Source organism: Agromyces italicus DSM 16388 (assembly GCF_000421545.1).
Lineage (GTDB): Bacteria > Actinomycetota > Actinomycetes > Actinomycetales > Microbacteriaceae > Agromyces > Agromyces italicus.
Window position 1 is genome coordinate 118,167 of record NZ_ATXF01000008.1, and the last position, 22,078, is coordinate 140,244.

A 22,078-nucleotide genomic window follows, 5' to 3' on the forward strand; every position below is an offset into this window, starting at 1 on the left:
CGTTCAGCCCGCCCGGATCACGCCGAGCTCACGGGCGCGTGCCACGGCCGCGGTGCGCGAGCCCACGCCGAGCTTGGTGAAGATGTGCACGAGATGCGACTTCACGGTCGCCTCGCTGAGGAAGAGGGCCTTGCCGATCTCGCGATTCGTGCGGCCCTCGGCGACGAGCGCGAGCACCTCGGCCTCGCGCACGGTGAGTCGTTCGCCCGAGGCCTGCGAGGCGTCGAGGCGCGACGACAGCCCCGGAGCGAGCGCCTGCTCGCCGACCGCGGCCGCGCGCACCGCGGCGAGCAGCGTGTCGGGCGGGGCGTCCTTGAGGAGGAACCCGCTCGCGCCGGCCTCGATCGCGCCGAGGATGTCGGCGTCGGTGTCGTAGTTCGTCAGCACGAGCACCCGCGGGCCCCCGGGCACCGCCCGGATGCGTCGGGTGGCTTCGGCACCCTGGAGGGCCCCGGGGAACTGAAGGTCCATGAGGACGAGGTCGACGGCGGCGGCCGTTGCGAGCCTGACCGCGTCCTCGGCGGTGGCGGCCTCGCCGACGACCTCGAGATCGGTCTCGGATTCGAGCATCGCCCTGATACCGGCGCGCACGACGGGGTGGTCGTCGACGAGGAGGAGACGGATCACGACGGCACCACCGGGATTCGCACGGAGAGGGCAGTGCCCTCACCGGGTGCGGTCTCCAGGTCGACCCTGCCGCCGAGCTCCGCGGCGCGGCGGCGGATGGCTCGCAGGCCGAACTCGCCCGGGTCGCCGACTCGGGCCAGCTCCCCGGCGTCGAAGCCGACGCCGTCGTCGACGATGTCGAGCGCGATCTCGTCGCCGAGATAGCTCAGCGTGAGGGAGCAGGCGTGCGCCTCGGCGTGACGCAGCACGTTCGCGAGCGAACCCTGCGCGATCCGGAGGAGGGCCGCATCGACGGTCATCGGCAGGAGCACCGGGTCTCCGCTGGTCGCGAACTCGACGCGGGTGCCCGCACCCGCCTGGCTCGCCTGCTCGTTCACCGCCTCGGTGAGGCGTCGGAGCGCGCCGGGCAGGGTCTGCTCGTCGAGGGAGGGCGGGGTCAGCTCGCGGATGAAGCGCCGCGCTTCGCCGAGGTTCTCGGCTGCGGTCTCGCGGGCGAGGCGCAGCTTCTCGGCGACCCGTTCGTCCTCGACGTCGCGTTCGGCGGCGTGCAGCAGCATCTGAATGCTCGAGAGCCCCTGAGCGACGGTGTCGTGGATCTCGCGAGCGAGCCGTTCGCGCTCGGCGAGGGTGCCGGCCTCGCGGCTCGCCGCCGCGAGCTCCTCGCGGGTGGTGATCAGGTCGAGGATGAGCGCCTGGCGCTCCTGGGTCTCCTGCGACATCGCTCGGTAGCCGAGGCCGATCACGATGGCGACGCCCGCGCTGATCAGCGGCCCGAGGATCGAGCCCACCTCGAAGCCGAGGTGCGTGGCGGTGCCCCAGACCGAGATTCCGAAGGTGATGACGACGAGCGGCACCGAGATCGGGGCGGCGAGCACATGCAGTTCGAGGAAGAAGAGCGGGAACGCGAGGAACGCCGCGTCGGGCGTGAGCGCCGACATACCGACCCAAAGTGCGAGGAGGGAGGCGAGCCACAGCACTCGCGCGAACGTCGGAAGCTGCCGGTGCGCGGCCGCGATGCCGCCGCCGTAGCAGGCGAGGAAGGCGATCGCGAGGATCGTGATGAGGACCTCGGCGGGGTCGTCGGCGAGCAGGGCCCGCACGACGACGAAGAGGGTGAGTCCGACGACGAGGAGATGGAGTCCGAGTCGGAGCGCCACGAACACCGGGCGCAGCGCCGATCGCGCCACGCGTTCGTCGCCCGGAAGCATGGTCTCAGCCGTCGTCATGGTGCTTCGAGCGTAGTCTCGAGGCCCGCCGCGAGGCATCCGTCGAAAGTCTGAAGCGAAGTCATGGGAGAATCGTCGGGATGTCTCCGAGAGCTGTGAACCCGCCGGTGCCCGCCGCCACCGACCCTGCGTCGATCCGCAATTTCTGCATCATCGCGCATATCGACCACGGCAAGTCGACGCTCGCCGACCGCATGCTCCAGATCACGGGCATCGTCAGCGACCGCGACATGCGCGCGCAGTACCTCGATCGCATGGACATCGAGCGCGAGCGCGGCATCACGATCAAGAGCCAGGCCGTGCGCATGCCGTGGCAGCAGGGCGACCGCGCCTACGCCCTCAACATGATCGACACACCCGGGCACGTCGACTTCTCGTACGAGGTCTCGCGCTCGCTCGCCGCGTGCGAGGGCGCGATCCTGCTCGTCGACGCGGCGCAGGGCATCGAGGCCCAGACGCTCGCGAACCTCTACCTTGCCCTCGAGAACGACCTCGAGATCATCCCGGTGCTGAACAAGATCGACCTGCCGGCCGCCGACCCCGAGAAGTACGCGAAGGAGCTCGCCGACCTCATCGGCGGTTCGCCCGACGATGTGCTGAAGGTCTCGGGCAAGACCGGCGTCGGCGTCGAGGAGCTGCTCGACCGCGTCGTCGAGCGCATTCCGGCGCCGGTCGGCGACGCCGACGCGCCGCCCCGCGCCATGATCTTCGACTCCGTCTACGACAGCTACCGCGGCGTCGTCACCTACGTGCGCATGATCGACGGGCAGCTGAAGCCCCGCGAGCGCATCCAGATGATGTCGACGAAGGCGACCCACGAGATCCTCGAGATCGGCGTGAGCGCGCCCGAGCCGCAGCCGTCGAAGGGGCTCGGCGTCGGCGAGGTCGGCTACCTCATCACCGGCGTGAAGGACGTTCGCCAGTCGAAGGTCGGCGACACCGTCACCACCGCCGTGAAGCCCGCGACCGAAGCGCTGGCGGGCTACACCGAGCCGCTGCCGATGGTGTTCTCGGGCCTCTACCCGATCGACGGCAGCGACTACCCCGAGCTCCGCGAGGCGCTCGACAAGCTCAAGCTCTCCGACGCCTCGCTCGTGTACGAGCCCGAGACCTCGGTCGCGCTCGGCTTCGGCTTCCGCTGCGGCTTCCTCGGGCTCCTCCACCTCGAGATCGTGACCGAGCGCCTGCAGCGCGAGTTCGGCCTCGACCTCATCGCGACGGCACCGAGCGTCGTCTACGAGGTCACCACCGAAGACCGCAAGACCGTCACGGTGACGAACCCGAGCGAGTTCCCGACGGGCGCGAAGATCACCGAGGTGCGCGAACCGGTCGTGAAGGCGGCGATCCTCGCCCCGAAGGACTACGTGGGCACCATCATGGAGCTCTGCCAGTCGCGCCGCGGCACGCTGCTCGGCATGGAGTATCTCGGCGAGGACCGGGTGGAGATCCGCTACAACATGCCCCTCGGCGAGATCGTGTTCGACTTCTTCGACCAGCTGAAGTCGAAGACCGCGGGTTATGCGAGCCTCGACTACGAGCCCACGGGCGACCAGGCCGCCGACCTCGTGAAGGTCGACATTCTCCTCCAGGGTGAGCAGGTCGACGCCTTCAGCGCGATCGTGCACCGCGACAAGGCGTACGCCTACGGTGTGCTCATGACCGGGCGCTTGCGCGAACTCATCCCGCGTCAGCAGTTCGAGGTGCCGATCCAGGCCGCGATCGGGGCTCGCATCATCGCGCGCGAATCCATCCGGGCGATGCGCAAGGATGTGCTGGCCAAGTGCTACGGCGGTGACATCAGCCGCAAGCGCAAACTCCTCGAGAAGCAGAAGGAGGGCAAGAAGCGCATGAAGATGGTGGGCCGCGTCGAGGTTCCGCAGGAGGCGTTCATCGCGGCGCTGAGCGGCGACGTCGAGAAGAAGGACGCGAAGAAGTAGAGCTCCGCATGACTCGCAGAAGCACATTCACCGACCAGTCCGTCACCTACGGGGCGATCGGAGCGACCCTCGATCCCGATTTCCTCCGGTATCCGCCGACGGGCCTCCGCCCCGCCGAAGACGCGGTGCGGCTCGGCTCGGGTCGCGACCGGTTCGAACGCTCGGCCGAGGCGCTCATGACGTGGGGGGTGCAGCGCGGTGCCGGGTTCACCGTCACCGACGTCGCCGCGGGCACCGGCGCGCAATACCCGGGCATCGTGTTCGACCCCGAGGGCGCGCCCCTGACCGAGCAGCCCGCGCCCCGCACCGAAGACCGTTTCGGGGCCGACGGCACCGCGTACATCGCCGCAGGCATGACCGCGACGCTCGCGCGGCGCCGCCGCTTCGGCACGTCGAAGACCCCCGTGCTCGTCGTCTACGTCATCGACGAGCCGAACCGCATCGGCTTCGCGTACGGCACGACGTCGAACGGCGCCGAGACGGGCGAAGAGTCCTTCATCCTCGAGCACCGCGACGACGACACGGTCTGGCTGACGATCAGGTCGATCCTCGCGACCGCGGGCGGCGTGAGCGCCGTGCTCGCCCCGACGCGGCGCCGGCACCGTCGCGAGCTCACCCGCGACGAACTCCGAGCGCTCCACCCCGCGAGCGGCGCGTAGTCGTGGGCGCCGCGCTGCCGCTCGGCGAACCCGCACCGGCTGACGGACTTCTGCCGGCCTCTGCCGCGCTCGGCGCCGCCGGGCGCGCATTCGGCGTCTATGTGCACGTGCCGTTCTGCCGGGTGCGGTGCGGCTACTGCGACTTCAATACCTACACCTCCGACGAACTGCGCGGGGCGAAGCAGAGCGACTACGCCGGTGAGGCGATCGGTGAGATCAGGATGTCACGGGGCGTTCTCGAGGCATCCGGGCTGCCTGCAAGGCCGGCGCAGACGGTCTTCTTCGGCGGCGGGACGCCGACGTTGCTGCCCGCCGACGACCTCGTCGCCATGCTCGGTGCCGTTCGCGACGAGTTCGGGCTCGCTGAGGGCGCCGAGGTCACGACCGAGGCGAACCCCGACTCGGTCGGTCCCGACGATCTGGCCCGGCTCGCTGCAGGCGGCTTCACCCGCGTCTCGTTCGGCATGCAGTCGGCGGTGCCGCACGTGCTCGCGGCCCTCGACCGCACGCACGACCCCGAGCGGGTGCCGCTCGTCGTCGGGTGGGCGCGCGACGCCGGGCTCGACGTCAGTCTCGACCTCATCTACGGCACGCCGGGGGAGTCGCTCGACGACTGGCGCCGGAGCGTCGAGTACGCGATCGCGCAGCGCCCCGACCACCTGAGCGCCTACGCCCTCATCGTCGAGGAGGGCACGAAGCTCGCCCGGCAGATCCGCCGCGGAGAGCTCGCACAGCCCGATGACGACCTCGAGGCCGACATGTACGAACTGGTCGACGAGCGACTCGCGACGGCCGGGTACGAGTGGTACGAGGTGAGCAACTGGGCGTCGAACGCCGGGCAGCGCTCGCGCCACAATCTCGGCTACTGGCGGGGCGATGACTGGTGGGGCGTCGGCCCCGGCGCGCACAGCCACGTCGGCGGCGTGCGCTGGTGGAACGCCAAGCACCCCTCCGCCTACGCCGACCGCATCGCCGCGGGGGTCTCGCCGGCCGTCGGTCGCGAAGTGCTCGACCGGGCCGCCAGAGAGACCGAGCGGGTGCTGCTCCGGGCCCGAATCCGCGAGGGCCTCGAGATCTCGACGCTGCACACCGGAGGACGGCATGCGGTCGCCGCGCTCCTCGCCGACGGCCTGGTCGACGCGAGAGCCGCCCTCTCGGGTGTGCTGACGCTCACCAGAAGAGGGCGGCTCTTGGCCGACGCGGTCGTTCGGCGCCTGCTCGAGGATTCGGTGGTCGAGTAGGCCCGCCTGGCCGTATCGAGACCTAGCTCACGAACTTGATCGCGAACGGGTACGTGTAGGCCTCACCCTTGTTCGCGGCGATCGCGGCGATGATGCAGAACACGATGTTCAGCACCCACACGGCCGGGTAGAGCAGGAACCCGATGAACACGAACATCAGCAGGCCGCTCACGATGTAGGCGATGAGGATCGTCAGCTGGAAGTTCAGCGCCGTGGCGGAGTGCCCGCGGATGAACGGACCCTTGTCCTTCAGGACGAGATAGCCGATGAGCGCAGGCAGGAAGTTGAAGATCGCCCCACCGATGTGGATGAGTGTCGCCCAGAGCTTCTCGTCGGAGGGGCTCAGCGGCTGGCTCTGCTGGTAGGGGTTCGCCGGCGGGGGAGGCGGGGTGGCGTCGGACATGGAGTTCTCCTTGCTCGGTCGCCCGAAGGCGAGACTTCGTCACCCGACATGCTGGCACAGCAGAGCGCGCCGCGGGAAGAGCCCCGCGGCGCGCTCGAAAAGGCGCTGCTACTTGATGAGGCGGATCGCGAAGGGGTAGCGGTAGTGGTTGCCGTCCTTCGTCTTGAGGAAGCCCTGGATCGAGAAGACGATGACGAGGACCCAGAGGGCGAGGGGGAGGATCCAGCCGATGAGCGCCCAGAAGCCGAAGGTGACGGCCGTGAGGATCGAGTTCACGATGAGGATGGCGACGTAGGCGATCGCCGCGGTGATCTGGAAGTTCAGCGCCTCCTTCGCCTCGGTGTTCGTGAACTGGCCGCGGTCCTTGAACACGAGCCAGATGATGAGCGAGGGCAGGAACCCGAGGATGCCGCCGAGGTGGGCGAAGGACGCCCACTGCAGATCCTGCTCGTGGGTGAGGGGGCCGGCCGTGGCGGGCTGGGGCTGGCCGGCGGGGTCGGGCTGCGGGGGGTTGGGCTCGGTCATTGCGCGCCTTTCGGGCTTCGGTGATCTCGGTTGCGGGAGGGGGTTCGCGGTCGAGAGGACTCGCGGGACATCCATACGGTAGCGCCGCGAACCGCCGCGGGCAACGGCTTCGTCGTCGGATGTGGCGATATGATTGGCAGTCAGGCAGATCGAGTGCTAATTCGTCGGAGGGAGCGGGGCATGGCATCGGAACGTAGTCTCGCGGTGCTTCGGGCGATCGTGCAGGATTACGTCGCGTCGCGCGAGCCCGTCGGCTCGAAGACGATCGTCGAGCGGCACGCGTTCGGCGTCTCCGCAGCCACCATCCGCAACGACATGGCGCTGCTCGAAGAGGAGGAGCTCATCGCGGCGCCCCATACCTCCTCGGGCCGTATCCCGACCGACAAGGGCTACCGGGTGTTCGTCGACCAGCTCACCGAGGTGCGCCCGCTGAGTTCGGCGCAGCGGCAGGCGATCGAGACCTTCCTCGGCGAGTCGAGCGACCTCGACGAACTGCTCGCCCGCACCGTGCGTCTCATCTCGCAGCTCACGAAGCAGCTGGCCGTCGTGCAGTACCCGAGCTTCGCGAGCGCTCGGGTGCGTCACGTCGAACTCGTCTCGCTCTCGCCCAACCGGGTGCTCTGCATCCTCATCGCCGATTCGGGCCAGGTCGAACAGCGACTCGCGGCGCTCGAACAGCCGGTCGACGAGGCGACGCTCGCCGAGCTTCGGCAGCGTCTGAACGAACTGGTCGCCGGCACCACCATGGCCGAGGCCGCGGTGCTCCTCTCGGGCGAGATCGACGCGGTCGACCCGAGGCACGCGGCCGTGCTGCACACCCTCGCGGTGAGCCTCGCCGAGCAGGCCCAGGTGCAGCGCGGCGACCGGCTCGTCGTCGCGGGGGCGGCGAACCTCGTTCGTACCGAGCAGGACTTCGCCGGCTCCATCCTCGGGGTGATCGAGGCCATCGAAGAGCAGGTCGTGCTCCTGAAGCTCTTCGGCGAGATGTCCGGAGACGAGCACGCCGTCGCCGTGCGCATCGGTCGAGAGAACGCCTCCTTCGGGCTCGGCGAGACCTCGATCGTCTCGAGCGCCTTCGAGATCCCCGGCCGCGACATCTCGCGGCTCGGCATCGTCGGTCCCACCCGCATGGACTACTCCAACAGCATGGCGGCCGTCCGCGCGGTCGCCCGCTACCTCTCCCGCACGCTCGGCGAGAGCTGACCTTCCGCCCGTCGCAAGACCGGTATCCGCAACCGAAAGGACAAGCCCTCCGTGGCCGACCACTACGAGGTCCTCGGCGTCTCGCGCGAAGCGACGCCCGACGAGATCAAGAAGGCGTACCGCCGACTCGCTCGCGAACTCCACCCCGACGTGAACCCGGGTGCCGAGGCATCCGAGCGGTTCAAAGCGGTGACGCACGCGTACGACGTGCTCTCCGACCCGAAACAGCGCCAGCAGTACGACCTCGGCGACCAGGGCGGCTTCGGCGGACAGGGCTTCGGCGGGTTCGGCGACATCTTCGAGACCTTCTTCGGAGCCGGCCAGCAGAGCCGGGGGCCGCGGTCGCGTCGCGAGCGCGGCCAGGACGCACTGATCCGCGTGGAGGTCGGTCTCGACGAGGTGATCTTCGGCACCCACCGCGACATCGAGGTCGACACGGCGGTGCGCTGCGAGACCTGCCAGGGGTCGTGCTGCCAGCCGGGCACTTCGCCGGTCACCTGCGACATCTGCCGCGGCAGCGGCCAGATCCAGCGCCAGGTGCGGTCGCTCCTCGGCAACGTGATGACGTCGAGCCCGTGCGGCAGCTGCCGCGGCTACGGCACGATCATCGCGACGCCCTGCGTCACCTGCCAGGGCCAGGGCCGCGTGCGTGCGCGCCGCACCGTGCCCGTCGACATCCCCGCGGGCGTCGACACCGGCGTGCGCCTTCAGATGCCGGGCTCGGGTGAGGCGGGCCCCGCCGGCGGCCCCAACGGCGACCTCTACCTCGAGATCAAGGTCAAGAATCACGACGTGTTCAGCCGCAACGGCGACGACCTCCTCGCGACGCTCGAAGTCGCGATGACCGACGCGATCCTCGGTACGACGGCGACGATCCACGCGCTCGACGGCGACGTCGAGGTCGAGCTCAAGGCCGGCGTGCAGAGCGGTGAGGTCGTCACGGTGCGCGACCGCGGTGTGACGCGGCTCCGGGGCAACGGTCGTGGCGAACTCAAGGTGGGGGTCCAGGTCGTGACCCCGACGAAGCTCTCGTCGAAGGAGCGCGACCTCATCTCGCAGTTCGCCGCGTCCAAGAAGTCGCCCGCGCCCGAACTCACGCACTTCCAGCAGGGGCTCTTCGCCCGTCTGCGTGACCGGTTCCTCGGCTGAGCCGATGGTGCGATGAGCAGCCTCTACCTCGACGAGACGCTCGAGCTCGCGGCGCTCGCGCCCGGTGCCGAGCTCCGACTCACGGGCGACGAGGCCCGTCACGCCGTCACCGTCGCCCGAGTGCGGCCCGGCGAGCGGATCTCGATCGGCGACGGTCGCGGGGTCGTGGTTCGCGGACAGGTCGTCGCGACGGCGCCGCGCGAGCTGACCCTGCTGGCCGAGGAGATCCTCGTCGAGGAGCGCCCTGAGATCACCGTCACGCTGGTGCAGGCGCTCGCGAAGGGCGACCGCGACGAACTCGCCGTCCAGGCGGCGACCGAACTCGGCGTCGACGCCGTCGTGCCGTGGGCGGCGGCGCGTTCGGTCTCCCGGTGGGAGGGCCCGAAGGCCGAGAAGGGGCGCGCCCGCTGGGCCGGCATCGTCCGCGAGGCGGTCAAGCAGTCGATCCGCTCCTGGCTGCCCGAGGTCGCCTCGATCACGACGACGGCGCAGCTTCCGACGCGCTTCGCGGGAGTTCGGATGCTGCTGCTCGAGCCGACCGCCACGATGCCGCTCTCCGAGCTGCGCCCCGACGGGCGCGACCTCGCGCTCGTCGTGGGGCCAGAGGGCGGCATTGCGCCCGAGGAACTCGCGAAGCTCACGGCGGCGGGCGCCGAACCGGTGCGCCTGGGCGCCTCGGTGCTGCGCACCTCGACGGCCGGCCCAGCTGCGATCGCCGTGCTCAACGCCGCACTCGGGCGGTGGTAGCCGATCGCTCGCTACGATGGGGTGATGACCGACTCGCCCGCTGAACCGACCGTCTTCGAGCGAATCGTCGCGCGCGAGATCCCCGCTCGCATCGTCGCAGAGACCGACCGGGTCATCGCCTTCCACGACATCGCGCCGCAGGCGCCGGTGCACGTGATCGTCACGACGAAGACCGCCGCCTACCGCGACGTCGTGGGGCTCGCCCAGGGCGATCCCGCACTGCTCGCCGAACTCGTCGCGGTCGCGCAGGGCATCGCCGCCGAACTCGCCGACGGCGAGTTCAGGCTGGTGTTCAACACCGGGGCATCCGCCGGCCAGACCGTCTTCCACGTGCACGCGCACGTTCTCGCCGGCAACAGCCTCGCCGGCGGCCTCGAGGAGGGCACGCTTGCCGGAGCCTGAAGCGATCGACCCCGACGCGCCCGAGGCGGGCGCCGACGCGGAGCGCCTCCGCATCGACGGCGTCGCGATGGTTCGGCTGCTCGGCCCGCAGGATCGACTGCTCACGACCGTCCAGCGCGAGTACCCGGGTGTCGAGGTGCACGTCCGTGGCAACGAGATCTCGATCCGGGGTGAGGCCGATGAGCGTCGCCGGGTGCGACGGCTCATCGAAGAACTGCTCGAGCTCGTGCGCCACGACCAGGATCCGACCCCCACCGAAGTGAGGAGCTCCGCTCGAATGCTCGACGCCGATCCCGACGCGAAGCCGTCAGAACTGCTCGGCCAGGTCATCGTCTCGAGCCGGGGCAAGACCATCAGGCCGAAGACCGAGGGCCAGCGCGCGTACGTCGACGCCATCGACGAGCACACGATCGTCTTCGGCATCGGCCCCGCCGGCACCGGCAAGACCTACCTCGCCATGGCGAAGGCGGTGCAGGCGCTGCAGCGCAAAGAGGTCAGTCGCATCATCCTGACCCGGCCTGCCGTCGAGGCGGGCGAGCGGCTCGGGTTCCTGCCCGGCACGCTCACCGACAAGATCGACCCCTACCTCCGTCCGCTCTACGATGCGCTCAACGAGATGATGGACCCCGAGCTCGTGCCGAAGCTGCTCGCCTCTGGAACGGTAGAGGTCGCACCGCTGGCCTACATGCGCGGGAGGACGCTCAACGACTCGTTCGTCGTGCTCGACGAGGCGCAGAACACGACGCCCGAGCAGATGAAGATGTTCCTCACGCGGCTCGGGTTCGGTTCGAAGATGGTCGTGACGGGCGACGTCACCCAGGTCGACCTGCCGGGCGGCGCCTCGGGGCTCCGGCTCGTCACCCGCATCCTCGATCGCATCGACGACATCGAGTTCGTGCGGCTCACGAGCGACGACGTCGTGCGACACACCCTCGTCGGGCGGATCGTCGACGCCTACACCGAGTTCGACCAGCGGCAGCAGGCCCAGCGCTTCGAACGCGCCGAGGCCCGCGAGTTCGCGAACCGCGCCGAGCGACGCGGTCATGCGGGTCCGCGCGACCACCTGCCGAGAAGGGGCACGTCTTGAGCATCGAGATCAACAACGAATCCGCGATCGAGGTCGACGAGGCGGCGATCCAGCGTCTCGCGGTCTACGCGCTCGACGCCATGCACGTGCACCGCGACGCCGAGCTCGCCATCGTGCTCGTCGACGAGGGTGCGATGGAGCAGCTGCACGTGCAGTGGATGGACGAGCCCGGGCCGACCGACGTGCTGAGCTTCCCGATGGACGAACTGCGTCCGGGCACCGAGGAGGCGCCGACCCCGCCCGGACTCCTCGGCGACATCGTGCTCTGCCCGCAGGTCGCCGAGTCCCAGGCCCGCACCGCGGGGCACGGGCTCGTCGATGAACTGCTCCTGCTCACGACGCACGGAATCCTGCACCTGCTCGGCTTCGATCACGCCGAGCCCGACGAAGAGAAGGAGATGTTCGGCGTCCAGCGCGACATCCTCGTGGGCTTCGCGATGCAGGAGCGCCGCCGCTGACCATGCTGCCCTGGCTCTTCCTCGGCGCTGCCTTCCTCCTCGTCGCGTTCGGCGGCCTCATGGCCGCCGTCGACGCGGCCGTCGGCATGAGCTCCCGCGCCGATCTCACCGAACTCGCCGTCGGTGCCCGCGCGCGCCGATCGATCCTCGCGATCGCCGACGACACCGGCGCTCACGTGAACACGGTGAACTTCATGCGCATCGTCGCGGAGACCACGGCAGCGGTGCTCGTGACGCTCGCGTTCACGTTCTTCATCGACGACATCTGGCTCGTGCTGCTGTGCGCGGCGCTCATCATGACGGCGGCGTCGTTCGTGCTCGTGGGCGCGAGCCCCAGAAGCGTGGGTCGGGCGCACGCTCCACTGGTGCTGCGCCTGACCGCCCCGCTCGTGCATTTCCTCCGCGTCCTGATCGGTCCGCTCGCGGTCGCGCTCGTCTCGCTCGGCAACCGGGTGACGCCCGGCAGCATGCGCTTCGCGGGGGTGTCGAGTGAAGAGCAACTGCTCAGCATGGTCGACGAGGCCGCCGAGTTCGAGGTGCTCGAAGAGGGCGACCGCGAGCTCATCCACTCGATCTTCGAGTTCAACGACACCGTCGTGCGCGAGGTCATGGTGCCGCGCACCGACATGGTGACGATCGATGCGAGCGCCCATCTGCCGCACGCGATGGCCGTGTTCCTGAAGGCCGGTTACTCGCGCATCCCGGTGATCGAGCACGACGCCGACGACGTCGCCGGGATCCTCTACCTCCGCGATCTCGCGCGGCTCGGTTTCGAACGGCCGCTCGATGCCGAAGGGCTCACCGTCGGCGAACTGGGGCGGCCCGCCGTGTTCGTACCCGACTCGATGAAGGCCGACGCGCTGCTCCGGCAGATGCAGCTCGAATCGAACCACCTCGCCATGGTCGTCGATGAGTACGGCGGCATCGCCGGGCTCGTGACCCTCGAAGACCTCATCGAAGAGCTCGTGGGCGACATCTCAGACGAATACGATCGCGAAGCGGCGCAGGTCGAAGATCTCGGCGAGGGGCGGTTCCGCGTCAACGCGCGTCTGCCGATCGACGAGCTCGGCGAGCTGTTCGGGCTCGATCTCGACGACGAGGACGTCGATTCCGCCGGGGGACTCCTCGCGAAGGAGCTCGGGCACCTCCCCGCATCGGGCGAGCATGCGATGGTGTCGGGTCTGCGACTCGAGGCCGAACGCACCGAAGGCCGCCGCAAGCGCATCTCGACGATTCTCGTCGAAGCAGATCAGGCCCTCATCGACGCGCACGCCGCGTTCGATTCGGGAGACTCCGTCGAGAGGAACCATCGTGACTGACTACCGTGCCGGATTCGTCTCCTTCGTCGGGCGCCCGAACGTGGGCAAGTCGACGCTCACGAACGCGCTCGTCGGCGAGAAGGTCGCCATCACGAGTTCGAAGCCGCAGACCACGCGCCGGGCGATCCGCGGCATCGTGCACCGCGAGCACGGCCAGATCATCCTCGTCGACACACCCGGCCTCCACCGTCCGCGCACGCTGCTCGGCGAGCGCCTCAACACGCTCGTGCAGTCGACGCTCGGCGATGTCGATGTGATCGCGTTCTGCGTACCGGCGAACGAACCGATCGGCCCGGGCGACCGATTCATCAACGAGCAGCTCGAGCAGTATCCGCGTGCGAAGAAGGTCGCAATCGTCACGAAGACCGATGCGACGTCGAAGGCGAAGGTCGCCGAGCAGCTCCTTGCGGTCTCCGAACTGCGTGAGTGGGCGGCCATCATCCCGGTCTCGGCGCCGCGAGGCGAGCAACTCGACGTACTGGTCGCCGAGCTGCTCGCGCTCCTGCCCGAATCCGAGCAGCCGCTGTACCCGGCCGACGCACTCACCGATGAAGATGCGTCCGACCGCATCGCCGAGTTCATCCGCGAGGCGGCCCTCGAGGGCGTCTCGGACGAACTGCCGCACTCGATCGCCGTCGTGGTCGACGACATGGTCGAGCGCGAAGACAAAGATCTGCTGGAGATCTACGCGAACCTCTACGTCGAGCGCGACAGCCAGAAGGGCATCATCATCGGCAAGGGCGGCGCCCGTCTGCGTGAGGTCGGGACGACCGCGCGCGCGCAGATCGAGGGGCTTCTCGGGCGCAAGGTGCACCTCGCGCTGCACGTGAAGGTCGCGAAGGATTGGCAGCGCGACCCGAAACAGCTCGGCCGCCTCGGATTCTGAGCGGCAGCGTCGTCTTCGGACGATCTCGCTCGTCGGGGTCGCGTTGTGGCAGGATTCACGGCCGCTGAAACGGTCGCCGTGTACGACTCGAGGATGATTCCGCGCGTGAACTGCGCTTCCTCGTCGCCGGAGCGCGTACGGTGGATCGGTGCACACCAGGATCAGCCGCGCGAAACTCACGACCGACATCGTGCTCGCCGGCGTGTTCGCGCTCATGTGCCTGCCGTTCGCGCTGCTCGGCGGCGTCGCCGACGTCGTGATCCTGGCCGGCTTCACGGCCGCCCTCGCGATCCGCCGCTTCGACGTGCGGTGGTCGCTCGGCGTCGCGTGGGCTTCGGCCTTGATGCAGATGCTGTTGCTGCGCGACCTGCAGCTCTACGACGCCGCCGTGCTCGGCGTGCTCTATTCGACCGCGGCGCACGGCGGCCGAGTGGTGAAGTGGCTGGGGCTCGGGTCGGCGGGCGTGGGCGCGCTCTTCGCGACGGGATACCTCGCGGTCGTGAAGCCGCTCTTCGGTGGGGCGTCGTCGATGGGCGCCGGCGACGCGATCGGCATGCTGGTGCTGACCGGCATGCTCTTCGTCGCCTCGATCGCGGTGCTCGTGCTCGCGTGGACGGCCGGGCTCCTCGTGCGCGCCGTGCGGGACAACCGCGAGGTGGCCCGACGAGAAGAGGTCGCGAATCGGCAGCGCGAACTCGTCCAGTACCGGTACGTCGTCGAGCAGGAACGCAATCGCATCGCCCGCGACATGCACGACGTCGTCGCCCACTCGCTCGCGGTCGTGATCGCGCAGGCCGACGGGGCGCGCTTCGCGGCCCGCACCAGGCCCGAGTCGGCGGTCGATGCGCTCGGCACGATCGCCGGAGTCGCGCGCGGTGCGCTCGGCGATGTGCGGCTGCTGCTCGCCGAGCTCCGTCACCACGAGAGCGCCTCGCCGCAGCCGGCGCTCGATGACCTGGGCCCGCTGCTCGAGCAGGTGCGTACGGCCGGGCTCGATGTGCGGTTCTCCGAGTCGGGGGAGCGCCCAGAACTCGGCACCGGCCATCAGATCGCGGTGTACCGCATCGTGCAGGAAGGGCTCACGAACGCGCTTCGTCATGGCGACACGGCGAAGCCGGTGCTGCTCGAACTCGCCTGGGATCAGGCGGGCGTCGTACTCAGCCTCGTTAATTCGCAACGGCAGGATGCCTCGGCGCCCGACTCGCACGCGTTCCGCCACGGGATCCCCGGCATGCGCGAGCGCGCGCAGCTGACCGGCGGAAGTCTGCAGGCGGTGGCCGGTGACGACGGACTGTTCCGTCTGACCGCCCGTATCCCCGCCCAACGTGGAAGGACCGCATGAGCATCCGTGTCGCCCTCGTCGACGATCAGGCCCTGTTCCGCGCCGGCGTGCGCATGCTCGTCGAGTCGCAGCCCGATCTCGACGTGGTCGGAGAGGCCGGCGACGGCGTCGCGGCGGTCGCCCTCGCCGCGACCGAGCGACCCGATGTCATCCTGATGGACGTGCGGATGCCGCTCGCCGACGGCATCGTCGCGACCGAGCGGATCCTCGCGGACGCGGATCGCGACGGCAGGGCGGCGCCGAGAGTGCTCGTGCTGACGACGTTCGACCTCGACGAGAACGCGGCGCGTGCGATCCGGGCCGGTGCGAGCGGGTTCGTGCTGAAGGACGCCGACCCCGAGTTCCTCCTCGCTGCGATCCGCACGGTGCATCAGGGCAACCAAGTGATCGCCGCCTCGGCGACACGCGCCCTGTTCGCGCACATCGGCGCGGGCTCGACGACTCGGCCGGCGCCGACCGCCTGGTTCGAGCTGACGCCGCGCGAACGGGAGATCTTCGCCCTCGCCGCACGCGGGCTCTCGAACAGCGAGATCGCCGCGTCCGAGTTCCTCTCCGAGGCGACGGTGAAGACGCACGTGAGCCGGATCCTCGCGAAGCTCGGCCTGCGCGACCGGGTGCAGCTCGTGGTCTTCGCCTACGAGCACGACCTGTCGTCGAGCGGGTAACTCAGGCGGGGCCGCGATGCGTGCGGCGATTCGCCTAGCCCGCCTCCGTGAGCAGGGCGATGATCGGCCATGCCCCATCGGAGCTGTTGCCCAGGACGCTCACGGTCGTCTCGGTGCGCGGATCGTGAACCGATCGGAACGAGACCCCTGCGTCGTGGCCCTCCATGACGAGTCTGCGTCCGGTCGCGTCGAGGAAGACGCCCATTCCGGACCGCAGGCGCTCATCGGGCAGGTCGAAACGCGGACGGATCATCTCCTCGACGGTCTCCTCGCGCACGATGCGGCCGCCGCGCAGTGCGCGCCAGAAGCTGTGGAGGTCGTCGGCGGTGGTGTAGATGCCGCCGTCGCCGTTCCCGCGCACCGGCAGGTGCAGCACATTGGTGCGATCACCCTCGTCGAACAGATAGCCGAGGGCGGCGTCGGCGGGGAGTTCGTCCGACCTCAGGAAGGAGGTCCGGCGCAGCCCTGCCCGCGAGCAGACCTCCGCCTCGACGAGGTCGTGGAACCCGACCCCGCTCACCCGCTCGGCGATCAGCGCAAGCACGATGTAGCCCCCGTTGCAGTAGGCGTAGCGCTCGCCGGGCGGGAACGACTGCGGGTAGCCGTCGACGACGGGCAGGAACGCCTCGGTATCGGCGAGGAGATGCACAGGAACGGGGAGCACGTAGTCGGCTGCCTCCCAGCCCGCCGATTCGTCGAGGTAGTCGCCGACGCCTGACGTGTGCGTGAGCAACTGCTCGACGGTCACCTCGGCGTCGATGAGCGGCAGGTCGGCGCCCAGGATGCCGCGGACACGCGTGCTGAGCGACAGTGCACCCTCCTCGATGAGCCGGAGCACGGCCAGAGCGGTGAAGGTCTTGCCGCCGCTGGCGATCGCGAAGCGGGTCTGCGCGGAGTTCGGCACTCGAAGTGCGCGGTGCGCGTCGCCTTCGACGCGCTCGAGTCGCCGACGATCGCCCACGTCGACGGTCACGACGCCGGTGAAGGATCGCTCGCCCACCGCGGCGTCCAGTGCCGCGGCATCGATGTCCAGTTCCTCGGCGTCTTCGGCGACCATGCGTGGAAGCCTACGCGGTGCCGTCGACGTCATCCCAGAGGATGACCGCGAACCGATCCCTGGGCGGATGACGCGGGCGAGGGCGACTCCGTAGCGTCGAAGACATGCAGATCCAACCCTCAGACCTCGGTCTCATCGCCCGCGTCGCGGGCCTCGCCAAGCGCTACGGGCACGGTGCCGGCGCGGTGACCGCACTCGACGACGTCTCGCTCGGCCTCCGCCGCGGCGAGTTCACCGCGATCATGGGGCCGTCGGGCTCGGGCAAGTCGACGCTCATGCACATCATGGCCGGCCTCGACTCGCCGACGGCCGGCCGGGTGTGGCTCGGCGACACCGACATCACCGAGCTCGGCGATTCGGCGCTCACGGTGCTGCGCCGTCGACGCATCGGATTCGTCTTCCAGTCGTTCAACCTCGTGCCGACCCTCGACGTGCGCGGCAACGTGATGCTGCCGTTCGAGCTCGACGGCCGTCGGCCGAGCCGCGACGAGCAGGCCTGGATCGACGAGCTGTTCGACACGCTCGGCCTCGGCGGCCGCCTCACCCACCGCCCGCACGAGCTCTCGGGCGGGCAGCAGCAGCGCGTCGCCATCGCGCGGGCCCTCGCGACCCGCCCCGACCTCGTGTTCGCCGACGAACCGACCGGCAACCTCGACTCGCGCACCGGGCGCGAGGTGCTCGGCCTCCTCGCCGTCGCGAGCGCGCGCTACGGCCAGTCGATCGCGATGGTGACGCACGATCCGGTCGCCGCGAGCCATGCCGATCGCATCCTGTTCCTCGCCGACGGCAAGATCGTGCGCGACGCCGGCCGGTCGACGCCCGAGGAGATCTCGGCGTTCATGCTCTCGATGGAGCTGGCGGCCTGATGCGCACCCGCATGAAGGACCAGTGGCCGACGCTGCTGGTCGCCGCCCTCGCCGGCACCTTCGGGGTGCTGCTCCTCCATGTGACCGGCCTCCTCGCGGCGGCGATCCGCGCCGATGACGTCACCGGGGAGAGCGACACGGTCGCCCTCATGCTCGGCTTCCTCGCCACGGTGTTCGTCGTGATCGCCGTCTACGTGAGCGCGATCGTCACCTCGAACACGGTCGCGACGGTCGTCGCGGGGCGCACCCGCACCATCGCGCTGCTGCGCCTGATCGGCTCGAGCGCGCGGGCGCAGCGCGCGCAGATCGCGAAGGAGGGTCTCGTCGTCGGCATCGCCGGCGCCGCGATCGGCGTGCTCGCCGGCACAGGTGCGGCGCTCGGCATCGAAGAGCTCGCGGTCGCGAACCGGATGCTCCCGGCGACCGACTACGGCTACCTCAATGCAGCCGTCGTGCTGCCGGCGATCGCCGTCGCGCTCACGACCTGGCTCGCCTCGTGGGTCGGCTCGCGCCGGGTGCTGCGGGTGCGCCCGATTGAGGCGATCTCGAACGCGACCGCGCAGGACCGCGAAGAACTCGGCCGACGACGCGGGCGCAATATCGCCGCGATCGTGCTCGTGGTCGTCGGCATCGGCCTCCTCGTCACCGGTGTGGTCATCGGCCTCACCGATCCGATCGGCGTGCTCATCGGCCTCGCCGGCGGCATCCTCTCGTTCACCGGCGTCGTGCTCGGCGCCGATGTCGTGATGCCGCCCGTGCTGCGACTCGTGGGCCGTCTCTTCGGCCGCTCGCCGGCGGCGCGGCTCGCCGCCGAGAACGCGGTGCGCAACCCCGAGCGGAGCTCGCGCATGACGATCGGCCTGGTCATCGGCGTCACGCTCCTCACGACCTTCTCGGTGACGATGGAGTCGTACCGCGCGATGCTGCTCGCCGCGCAGGCGGCGCAACCGGAGGTCTTCGCCGGCATCGAGGAGATGCTCAACGCGACGATCGCGGTGTTCACCGTGCTCATCGGTTTCAGCGCACTCATCGCCGCGATCGGCATGGTGAACACGCTGTCGCTGAGCGTGATGCAGCGCACCCGCGAGCTCGGCCTCCTGCGTGCGCTCGGCTTCGACCGGGGCCAGCTGCGACGCATGATCGTCGCGGAGAGCGCCGCGCTCACCGTCGCCGCCACCCTCACCGGGCTCGTGCTCGGCTTCGGTTACGGCTGGGCCGGTGCGCAGGCGCTCCTCGGCGGGGCCCAGGGCGAACCGGTGTTCGTCATGCCGGGCGTCCCCTGGGTGATGATCGGCGCGCTCATCGTCTCGGCGGGCGTGTTGACGCTCGTCGCATCCATCGCCCCGGCGCGGCGCGCGATGCGCGTCTCGCCGGTGGTCGCCCTCGCGGTCGATTAGGGGGATCGCGGGGGGCGGGAGGGAAGGGCGGGCGGCGGCCTCGGGGGAGGCCGTCGCCCGCTTCCGTGCGTCCGACGACGCCGGCGGCGCGTCACGTGCATGCGGCCGCAGCGCTCGGATGTTAGCCTTGTGCCGTGCTTCACGGCCTGCTTCTCCTTAGCTGCCGCAGCGAGTCCTAGTTCGAAGGCCTCCCTCGCTGCGGAGTTCGTCGTCGGCTGAATCCATCCGAACAAGCGAGAAGAGCACCCCATGCAGAACACCCAGCAGCCCTCGGCGATGCCCATCCACCGGTACCGCCCGTTCCACGAGCAGATCTCGGTCGAGCTGCCCGACCGCACGTGGCCGGCCAGGCGCATCGAGTGGGCGCCCCGCTGGTGCGCCGTCGACCTCCGCGACGGCAACCAGGCGCTCATCGACCCGATGAGCCCCGAACGCAAGCGCATCATGTTCGACCTGCTCGTGAAGATGGGCTACAAGGAGATCGAGGTCGGGTTCCCGAGCGCGAGCCAGACCGACTTCGACTTCGTGCGCAGCCTCATCGACGAGAACGCGATCCCCGATGACGTCACCATCCAGGTACTGACGCAGGCCCGCGACCACCTCATCGAACGCACCTACGAGTCGATCGCCGGCGCGAAGCAGGCCATCGTGCACCTCTACAACTCGACGAGCATCCTGCAGCGCGAGGTCGTGTTCCGCACCGACCGGCAGGGCATCATCGACATCGCCCTGCACGGTGCGCGCAAATGCCGTGAACAAGAGACGACGATCCCGGGCACGACGGTCTACTACGAGTACTCGCCCGAGAGCTACACGGGCACCGAGCTCGAGTTCGCGGTCGACGTCTGCAACCAGGTCATCGAGATCTTCGAGCCGACGCCCGAGCGCAAGGTCATCATCAACCTGCCGGCCACCGTCGAGATGGCGACGCCCAACGTCTATGCCGACTCGATCGAGTGGATGAGCCGGCACCTCGCGCACCGCGAGAACGTGATCCTCTCGCTGCATCCCCACAACGACCGCGGCACCGCGGTCGCCGCGGCCGAGCTCGGCTACCTCGCCGGGGCCGACCGCATCGAGGGCTGCCTCTTCGGCAACGGTGAGCGCACGGGCAACGTCGACCTCGTCGCGCTCGGCATCAACCTGTTCACCCAGGGCATCGACCCGCAGATCGACTTCTCCGACATCGACGAGGTCAAGCGCACCGTCGAGTACTGCAACCAGCTGCCGGTGCCCGAGCGGCACCCGTGGGCGGGCGACCTCGTCTACACGGCGTTCTCGGGGTCGCACCAGGACGCGATCAAGAAGGGCTTCGAGGCGATGGCCGCCGAGGCTGATGGCCGCGGCGTGAGCGTCGACGAACTCGAATGGGCGGTGCCCTACCTGCCGGTCGACCCGCGCGACTTGGGCCGCAGCTATGAGGCCGTCATCCGGGTCAACTCGCAGTCGGGCAAGGGTGGCGTCGCCTACCTGCTGAAGACCGACCACGCCCTCGACCTGCCGCGACGCCTGCAGATCGAGTTCTCGGGCGTCGTGCAGCAGAAGACCGACGCCGAGGGCGGTGAGGTCTCGAGCGAGGAGATCTGGCGTGCCTTCACCGACGAGTACCTGCCGGCACCGCAGAACCGTCCCGACGAGAAGTGGGGCCGCTTCGAGCTCCTGAGCCTCCGCACCGAGAGCGCGCTCGACGGGGTCGTCAACGTGCGGGTCGGGCTCCGCGACGGCGTCGATCGCGTCGAGGCCGATGCGAGCGGCAACGGCCCGATCTCGGCGTTCCTCAACGTCTTGGGTGCCGAGGGCGTCGAGGTGAAGCTCCGCGACTACGTCGAGCACACCCTCTCGGCGAGCGGCGACTCGCAGGCGGCTGCGTACGTCGAGCTCGAGGTCGAGGGAACCGTGCTGTGGGGCGTCGGCATCGACGCCGACATCTCGACCGCCTCCCTGAAGGCCGTCGTCTCGGCGGTCAATCGCGCACTGCGCGTGCGCACCACCGAGCCCTCGCTCGCGACCGCAGCCATCTGACCCGTCCCTTGCGCCATCCCCTGCGCCCGCCTACCCGTTTCGGGGGTGCATCTCCGCAAGGAGCACGCCTCAGAGGCCCCGAAACATGCCGAAACACACCCCCGAAACGGGGCAGGCGGGGAGGTGCGCGTCAGCGGCGGATGATCGGCAGCACGCCGGTCTCCGTCGCGACCTTGCGACGGTAGAGCATGCGCTGCTCGGGCAGCGAGAGGTCGAAGATCACTGCGAGCCACCGGATGATGCTCGTCACGACGATGCAGACCAACCCGGCGATGAGCAGCGGCACGCCGAAGGCGTCGAGACCGACCAGCACGAGGCATCCGGCGGCGGCGGCGACCGCGTAGAGCGAGCCGACGTGCATGATCGCGACCGGCAGGCTCATGAGCATGTCGCGCAGGATGCCGCCGCCGACGGCGGCCGCGACGCCGACGAACACCGCAGGAAGCACGGGCAGGCCGAGGTCGAGCGCCTTCGTCGTGCCGAAGGCGCCGAACATGCCGATGACGACCGCGTCGAGCCCGACGATGACGCCGCCCAGGCGCTGCAGGGGAGCGGCGAGCAGCATGCCGACGAGCGAGGCGACGACCGCGGTGACGAGGTACCAGTTGCTCTGCAGGGCGCCGATCGGCTGGTTCAGGAGGAGGTCGCGGATCACGCCGCCGCCGAATCCCATCACGATGCCGACGATCGCGACGCCGAGCAGGTCGAGACGGCGTTCGCCGCGGAATCCGGAGGCGAACAGTGCGCCCTGCACGCCGCCGAGACCGACGGCGGTCAGGTCGAGCCAGAGGGGGATCGTGAACTCAGCGGTTTCCACGCTCACAGTGAATCACGGATGCCGCGGGCGGCGGAGATGGGAG

General features: G+C 69.7%; 22 protein-coding genes. 16 read left to right on the plus strand and 6 right to left on the minus strand.

What is annotated here, in order from left to right:
* Nucleotides 1-3: 3 nt before the first annotated feature.
* Entirely contained in the window at nucleotides 4-627 is a 624-nt protein-coding gene (locus H516_RS0113055) for a response regulator transcription factor (protein WP_022890160.1), read from the minus strand.
* Nucleotides 624-1,853: a sensor histidine kinase gene (locus H516_RS0113060; RefSeq protein ID WP_022890161.1), complete on the minus strand. Its 1,230-nt coding sequence runs from the start codon at nucleotides 1,851-1,853 to the stop codon at nucleotides 624-626. Before H516_RS0113060 ends, H516_RS0113055 begins: the two co-directional genes overlap by 4 nt.
* 80 nt (nucleotides 1,854-1,933) lie before the next feature.
* Between H516_RS0113060 and lepA the strand changes: the two genes are divergently transcribed.
* Genes lepA through hemW form a run of 3 tightly spaced genes read left to right on the plus strand, consistent with a single transcriptional unit; the run spans nucleotide 1,934 to nucleotide 5,690 of the window.
* Nucleotides 1,934-3,790, plus strand: coding sequence for a translation elongation factor 4 (gene lepA / locus H516_RS0113065; protein WP_022890162.1), 1,857 nt, complete (start codon nucleotides 1,934-1,936; stop codon nucleotides 3,788-3,790).
* Nucleotides 3,791-3,798: 8 nt separating this feature from the next.
* On the plus strand, nucleotides 3,799-4,449 hold the full coding sequence (locus tag H516_RS0113070) for a DUF1990 domain-containing protein (protein ID WP_022890163.1): 651 nt from the start codon (nucleotides 3,799-3,801) through the stop codon (nucleotides 4,447-4,449).
* 2 nt (nucleotides 4,450-4,451) lie between these two features.
* Complete coding sequence (hemW, locus tag H516_RS0113075) at nucleotides 4,452-5,690, plus strand: radical SAM family heme chaperone HemW (RefSeq protein WP_022890164.1); 1,239 nt, start codon at nucleotides 4,452-4,454, stop codon at nucleotides 5,688-5,690.
* Nucleotides 5,691-5,712: 22 nt separating this feature from the next.
* On the opposite strand, the gene H516_RS0113080 is transcribed toward hemW, so the two are convergent.
* Entirely contained in the window at nucleotides 5,713-6,093 is a 381-nt protein-coding gene (locus tag H516_RS0113080; RefSeq protein WP_022890165.1) for a DUF4870 domain-containing protein, read from the minus strand.
* 108 nt (nucleotides 6,094-6,201) lie between these two features.
* On the minus strand, nucleotides 6,202-6,618 hold the full coding sequence (locus tag H516_RS0113085; protein WP_022890166.1) for a DUF4870 domain-containing protein: 417 nt from the start codon (nucleotides 6,616-6,618) through the stop codon (nucleotides 6,202-6,204).
* 180 nt (nucleotides 6,619-6,798) lie between these two features.
* Here H516_RS0113085 and hrcA point away from each other — a divergent pair, with 180 nt between their 5' ends.
* The 10 genes from hrcA to H516_RS0113135 all read left to right on the plus strand — a co-directional run bounded on the left by hrcA (nucleotide 6,799) and on the right by H516_RS0113135 (nucleotide 15,876).
* A complete protein-coding gene (hrcA, locus tag H516_RS0113090) occupies nucleotides 6,799-7,821 on the plus strand; it encodes a heat-inducible transcriptional repressor HrcA (RefSeq protein WP_022890167.1) in 1,023 nt (340 codons plus the stop codon).
* Nucleotides 7,822-7,872: 51 nt separating this feature from the next.
* Nucleotides 7,873-8,970 carry a molecular chaperone DnaJ gene (gene dnaJ / locus H516_RS0113095; RefSeq protein ID WP_022890168.1) on the plus strand — a complete coding sequence of 366 codons (1,098 nt, stop codon included), beginning with the start codon at nucleotides 7,873-7,875 and terminating at the stop codon, nucleotides 8,968-8,970.
* Nucleotides 8,971-8,982: 12 nt separating this feature from the next.
* Nucleotides 8,983-9,717, plus strand: coding sequence for a 16S rRNA (uracil(1498)-N(3))-methyltransferase (locus H516_RS0113100; RefSeq protein ID WP_022890169.1), 735 nt, complete (start codon nucleotides 8,983-8,985; stop codon nucleotides 9,715-9,717).
* 24 nt (nucleotides 9,718-9,741) lie between these two features.
* The gene (locus H516_RS0113105) at nucleotides 9,742-10,119 is read left to right on the plus strand and encodes an HIT domain-containing protein (protein ID WP_022890170.1); all 378 of its coding nucleotides are present in this window, start codon (nucleotides 9,742-9,744) and stop codon (nucleotides 10,117-10,119) included.
* 67 nt (nucleotides 10,120-10,186) lie between these two features.
* Nucleotides 10,187-11,206: a PhoH family protein gene (locus H516_RS0113110; RefSeq protein WP_084620712.1), complete on the plus strand. Its 1,020-nt coding sequence runs from the start codon at nucleotides 10,187-10,189 to the stop codon at nucleotides 11,204-11,206.
* Nucleotides 11,203-11,664 (plus strand): rRNA maturation RNase YbeY, encoded by a 462-nt coding sequence (gene ybeY, locus H516_RS0113115; protein ID WP_022890172.1) that lies wholly within the window; start codon nucleotides 11,203-11,205, stop codon nucleotides 11,662-11,664. Before H516_RS0113110 ends, ybeY begins: the two co-directional genes overlap by 4 nt.
* 2 nt (nucleotides 11,665-11,666) lie before the next feature.
* Entirely contained in the window at nucleotides 11,667-12,983 is a 1,317-nt protein-coding gene (locus H516_RS0113120; protein ID WP_022890173.1) for a hemolysin family protein, read from the plus strand.
* Nucleotides 12,976-13,869 (plus strand): GTPase Era, encoded by an 894-nt coding sequence (gene era, locus H516_RS0113125; protein ID WP_022890174.1) that lies wholly within the window; start codon nucleotides 12,976-12,978, stop codon nucleotides 13,867-13,869. The genes H516_RS0113120 and era overlap by 8 nt, the downstream gene beginning before the upstream one ends.
* A gap of 148 nt (nucleotides 13,870-14,017) precedes the next feature.
* Nucleotides 14,018-15,211, plus strand: coding sequence for a histidine kinase (locus tag H516_RS0113130; RefSeq protein WP_022890175.1), 1,194 nt, complete (start codon nucleotides 14,018-14,020; stop codon nucleotides 15,209-15,211).
* Entirely contained in the window at nucleotides 15,208-15,876 is a 669-nt protein-coding gene (locus H516_RS0113135; RefSeq protein WP_022890176.1) for a response regulator, read from the plus strand. Before H516_RS0113130 ends, H516_RS0113135 begins: the two co-directional genes overlap by 4 nt.
* A 34-nt stretch (nucleotides 15,877-15,910) precedes the next feature.
* On the opposite strand, the gene H516_RS0113140 is transcribed toward H516_RS0113135, so the two are convergent.
* Complete coding sequence (locus H516_RS0113140) at nucleotides 15,911-16,933, minus strand: serine hydrolase domain-containing protein (RefSeq protein ID WP_022890177.1); 1,023 nt, start codon at nucleotides 16,931-16,933, stop codon at nucleotides 15,911-15,913.
* Nucleotides 16,934-17,037: 104 nt separating this feature from the next.
* Here H516_RS0113140 and H516_RS0113145 point away from each other — a divergent pair, with 104 nt between their 5' ends.
* From H516_RS0113145 to leuA, 3 genes are all read left to right on the plus strand, one after another.
* On the plus strand, nucleotides 17,038-17,799 hold the full coding sequence (locus H516_RS0113145; RefSeq protein WP_022890178.1) for an ABC transporter ATP-binding protein: 762 nt from the start codon (nucleotides 17,038-17,040) through the stop codon (nucleotides 17,797-17,799).
* Nucleotides 17,799-19,196, plus strand: a complete 1,398-nt coding sequence (locus H516_RS0113150) for an ABC transporter permease (RefSeq protein ID WP_022890179.1) — start codon at nucleotides 17,799-17,801, stop codon at nucleotides 19,194-19,196. Before H516_RS0113145 ends, H516_RS0113150 begins: the two co-directional genes overlap by 1 nt.
* 249 nt (nucleotides 19,197-19,445) lie before the next feature.
* The gene (gene leuA, locus H516_RS0113155; protein WP_022890180.1) at nucleotides 19,446-21,218 is read left to right on the plus strand and encodes a 2-isopropylmalate synthase; all 1,773 of its coding nucleotides are present in this window, start codon (nucleotides 19,446-19,448) and stop codon (nucleotides 21,216-21,218) included.
* Between the two features lie 130 nt (nucleotides 21,219-21,348).
* On the opposite strand, the gene H516_RS0113160 is transcribed toward leuA, so the two are convergent.
* Complete coding sequence (locus tag H516_RS0113160) at nucleotides 21,349-22,035, minus strand: trimeric intracellular cation channel family protein (protein ID WP_022890181.1); 687 nt, start codon at nucleotides 22,033-22,035, stop codon at nucleotides 21,349-21,351.
* Nucleotides 22,036-22,078: the final 43 nt, after the last annotated feature.

What these genes read in the sequence shown, in the direction of transcription:
- H516_RS0113060 (WP_022890161.1), bottom strand. Translation starts at nt 1,853, where the DNA reads ATGACGACGGCTGAGACCATGCTTCCGGGCGACGAACGCGTGGCGCGA.
- lepA (WP_022890162.1), top strand. Translation starts at nt 1,934, where the DNA reads ATGTCTCCGAGAGCTGTGAACCCGCCGGTGCCCGCCGCCACCGACCCT.
- H516_RS0113070 (WP_022890163.1), top strand. Translation starts at nt 3,799, where the DNA reads ATGACTCGCAGAAGCACATTCACCGACCAGTCCGTCACCTACGGGGCG.
- H516_RS0113080 (WP_022890165.1), bottom strand. Translation starts at nt 6,093, where the DNA reads ATGTCCGACGCCACCCCGCCTCCCCCGCCGGCGAACCCCTACCAGCAG.
- H516_RS0113085 (WP_022890166.1), bottom strand. Translation starts at nt 6,618, where the DNA reads ATGACCGAGCCCAACCCCCCGCAGCCCGACCCCGCCGGCCAGCCCCAG.
- hrcA (WP_022890167.1), top strand. Translation starts at nt 6,799, where the DNA reads ATGGCATCGGAACGTAGTCTCGCGGTGCTTCGGGCGATCGTGCAGGAT.
- H516_RS0113100 (WP_022890169.1), top strand. Translation starts at nt 8,983, where the DNA reads ATGAGCAGCCTCTACCTCGACGAGACGCTCGAGCTCGCGGCGCTCGCG.
- H516_RS0113105 (WP_022890170.1), top strand. Translation starts at nt 9,742, where the DNA reads ATGACCGACTCGCCCGCTGAACCGACCGTCTTCGAGCGAATCGTCGCG.
- H516_RS0113110 (WP_084620712.1), top strand. Translation starts at nt 10,187, where the DNA reads ATGGTTCGGCTGCTCGGCCCGCAGGATCGACTGCTCACGACCGTCCAG.
- H516_RS0113120 (WP_022890173.1), top strand. Translation starts at nt 11,667, where the DNA reads ATGCTGCCCTGGCTCTTCCTCGGCGCTGCCTTCCTCCTCGTCGCGTTC.
- H516_RS0113135 (WP_022890176.1), top strand. Translation starts at nt 15,208, where the DNA reads ATGAGCATCCGTGTCGCCCTCGTCGACGATCAGGCCCTGTTCCGCGCC.
- H516_RS0113140 (WP_022890177.1), bottom strand. Translation starts at nt 16,933, where the DNA reads ATGGTCGCCGAAGACGCCGAGGAACTGGACATCGATGCCGCGGCACTG.
- H516_RS0113145 (WP_022890178.1), top strand. Translation starts at nt 17,038, where the DNA reads ATGCAGATCCAACCCTCAGACCTCGGTCTCATCGCCCGCGTCGCGGGC.
- H516_RS0113150 (WP_022890179.1), top strand. Translation starts at nt 17,799, where the DNA reads ATGCGCACCCGCATGAAGGACCAGTGGCCGACGCTGCTGGTCGCCGCC.
- leuA (WP_022890180.1), top strand. Translation starts at nt 19,446, where the DNA reads ATGCAGAACACCCAGCAGCCCTCGGCGATGCCCATCCACCGGTACCGC.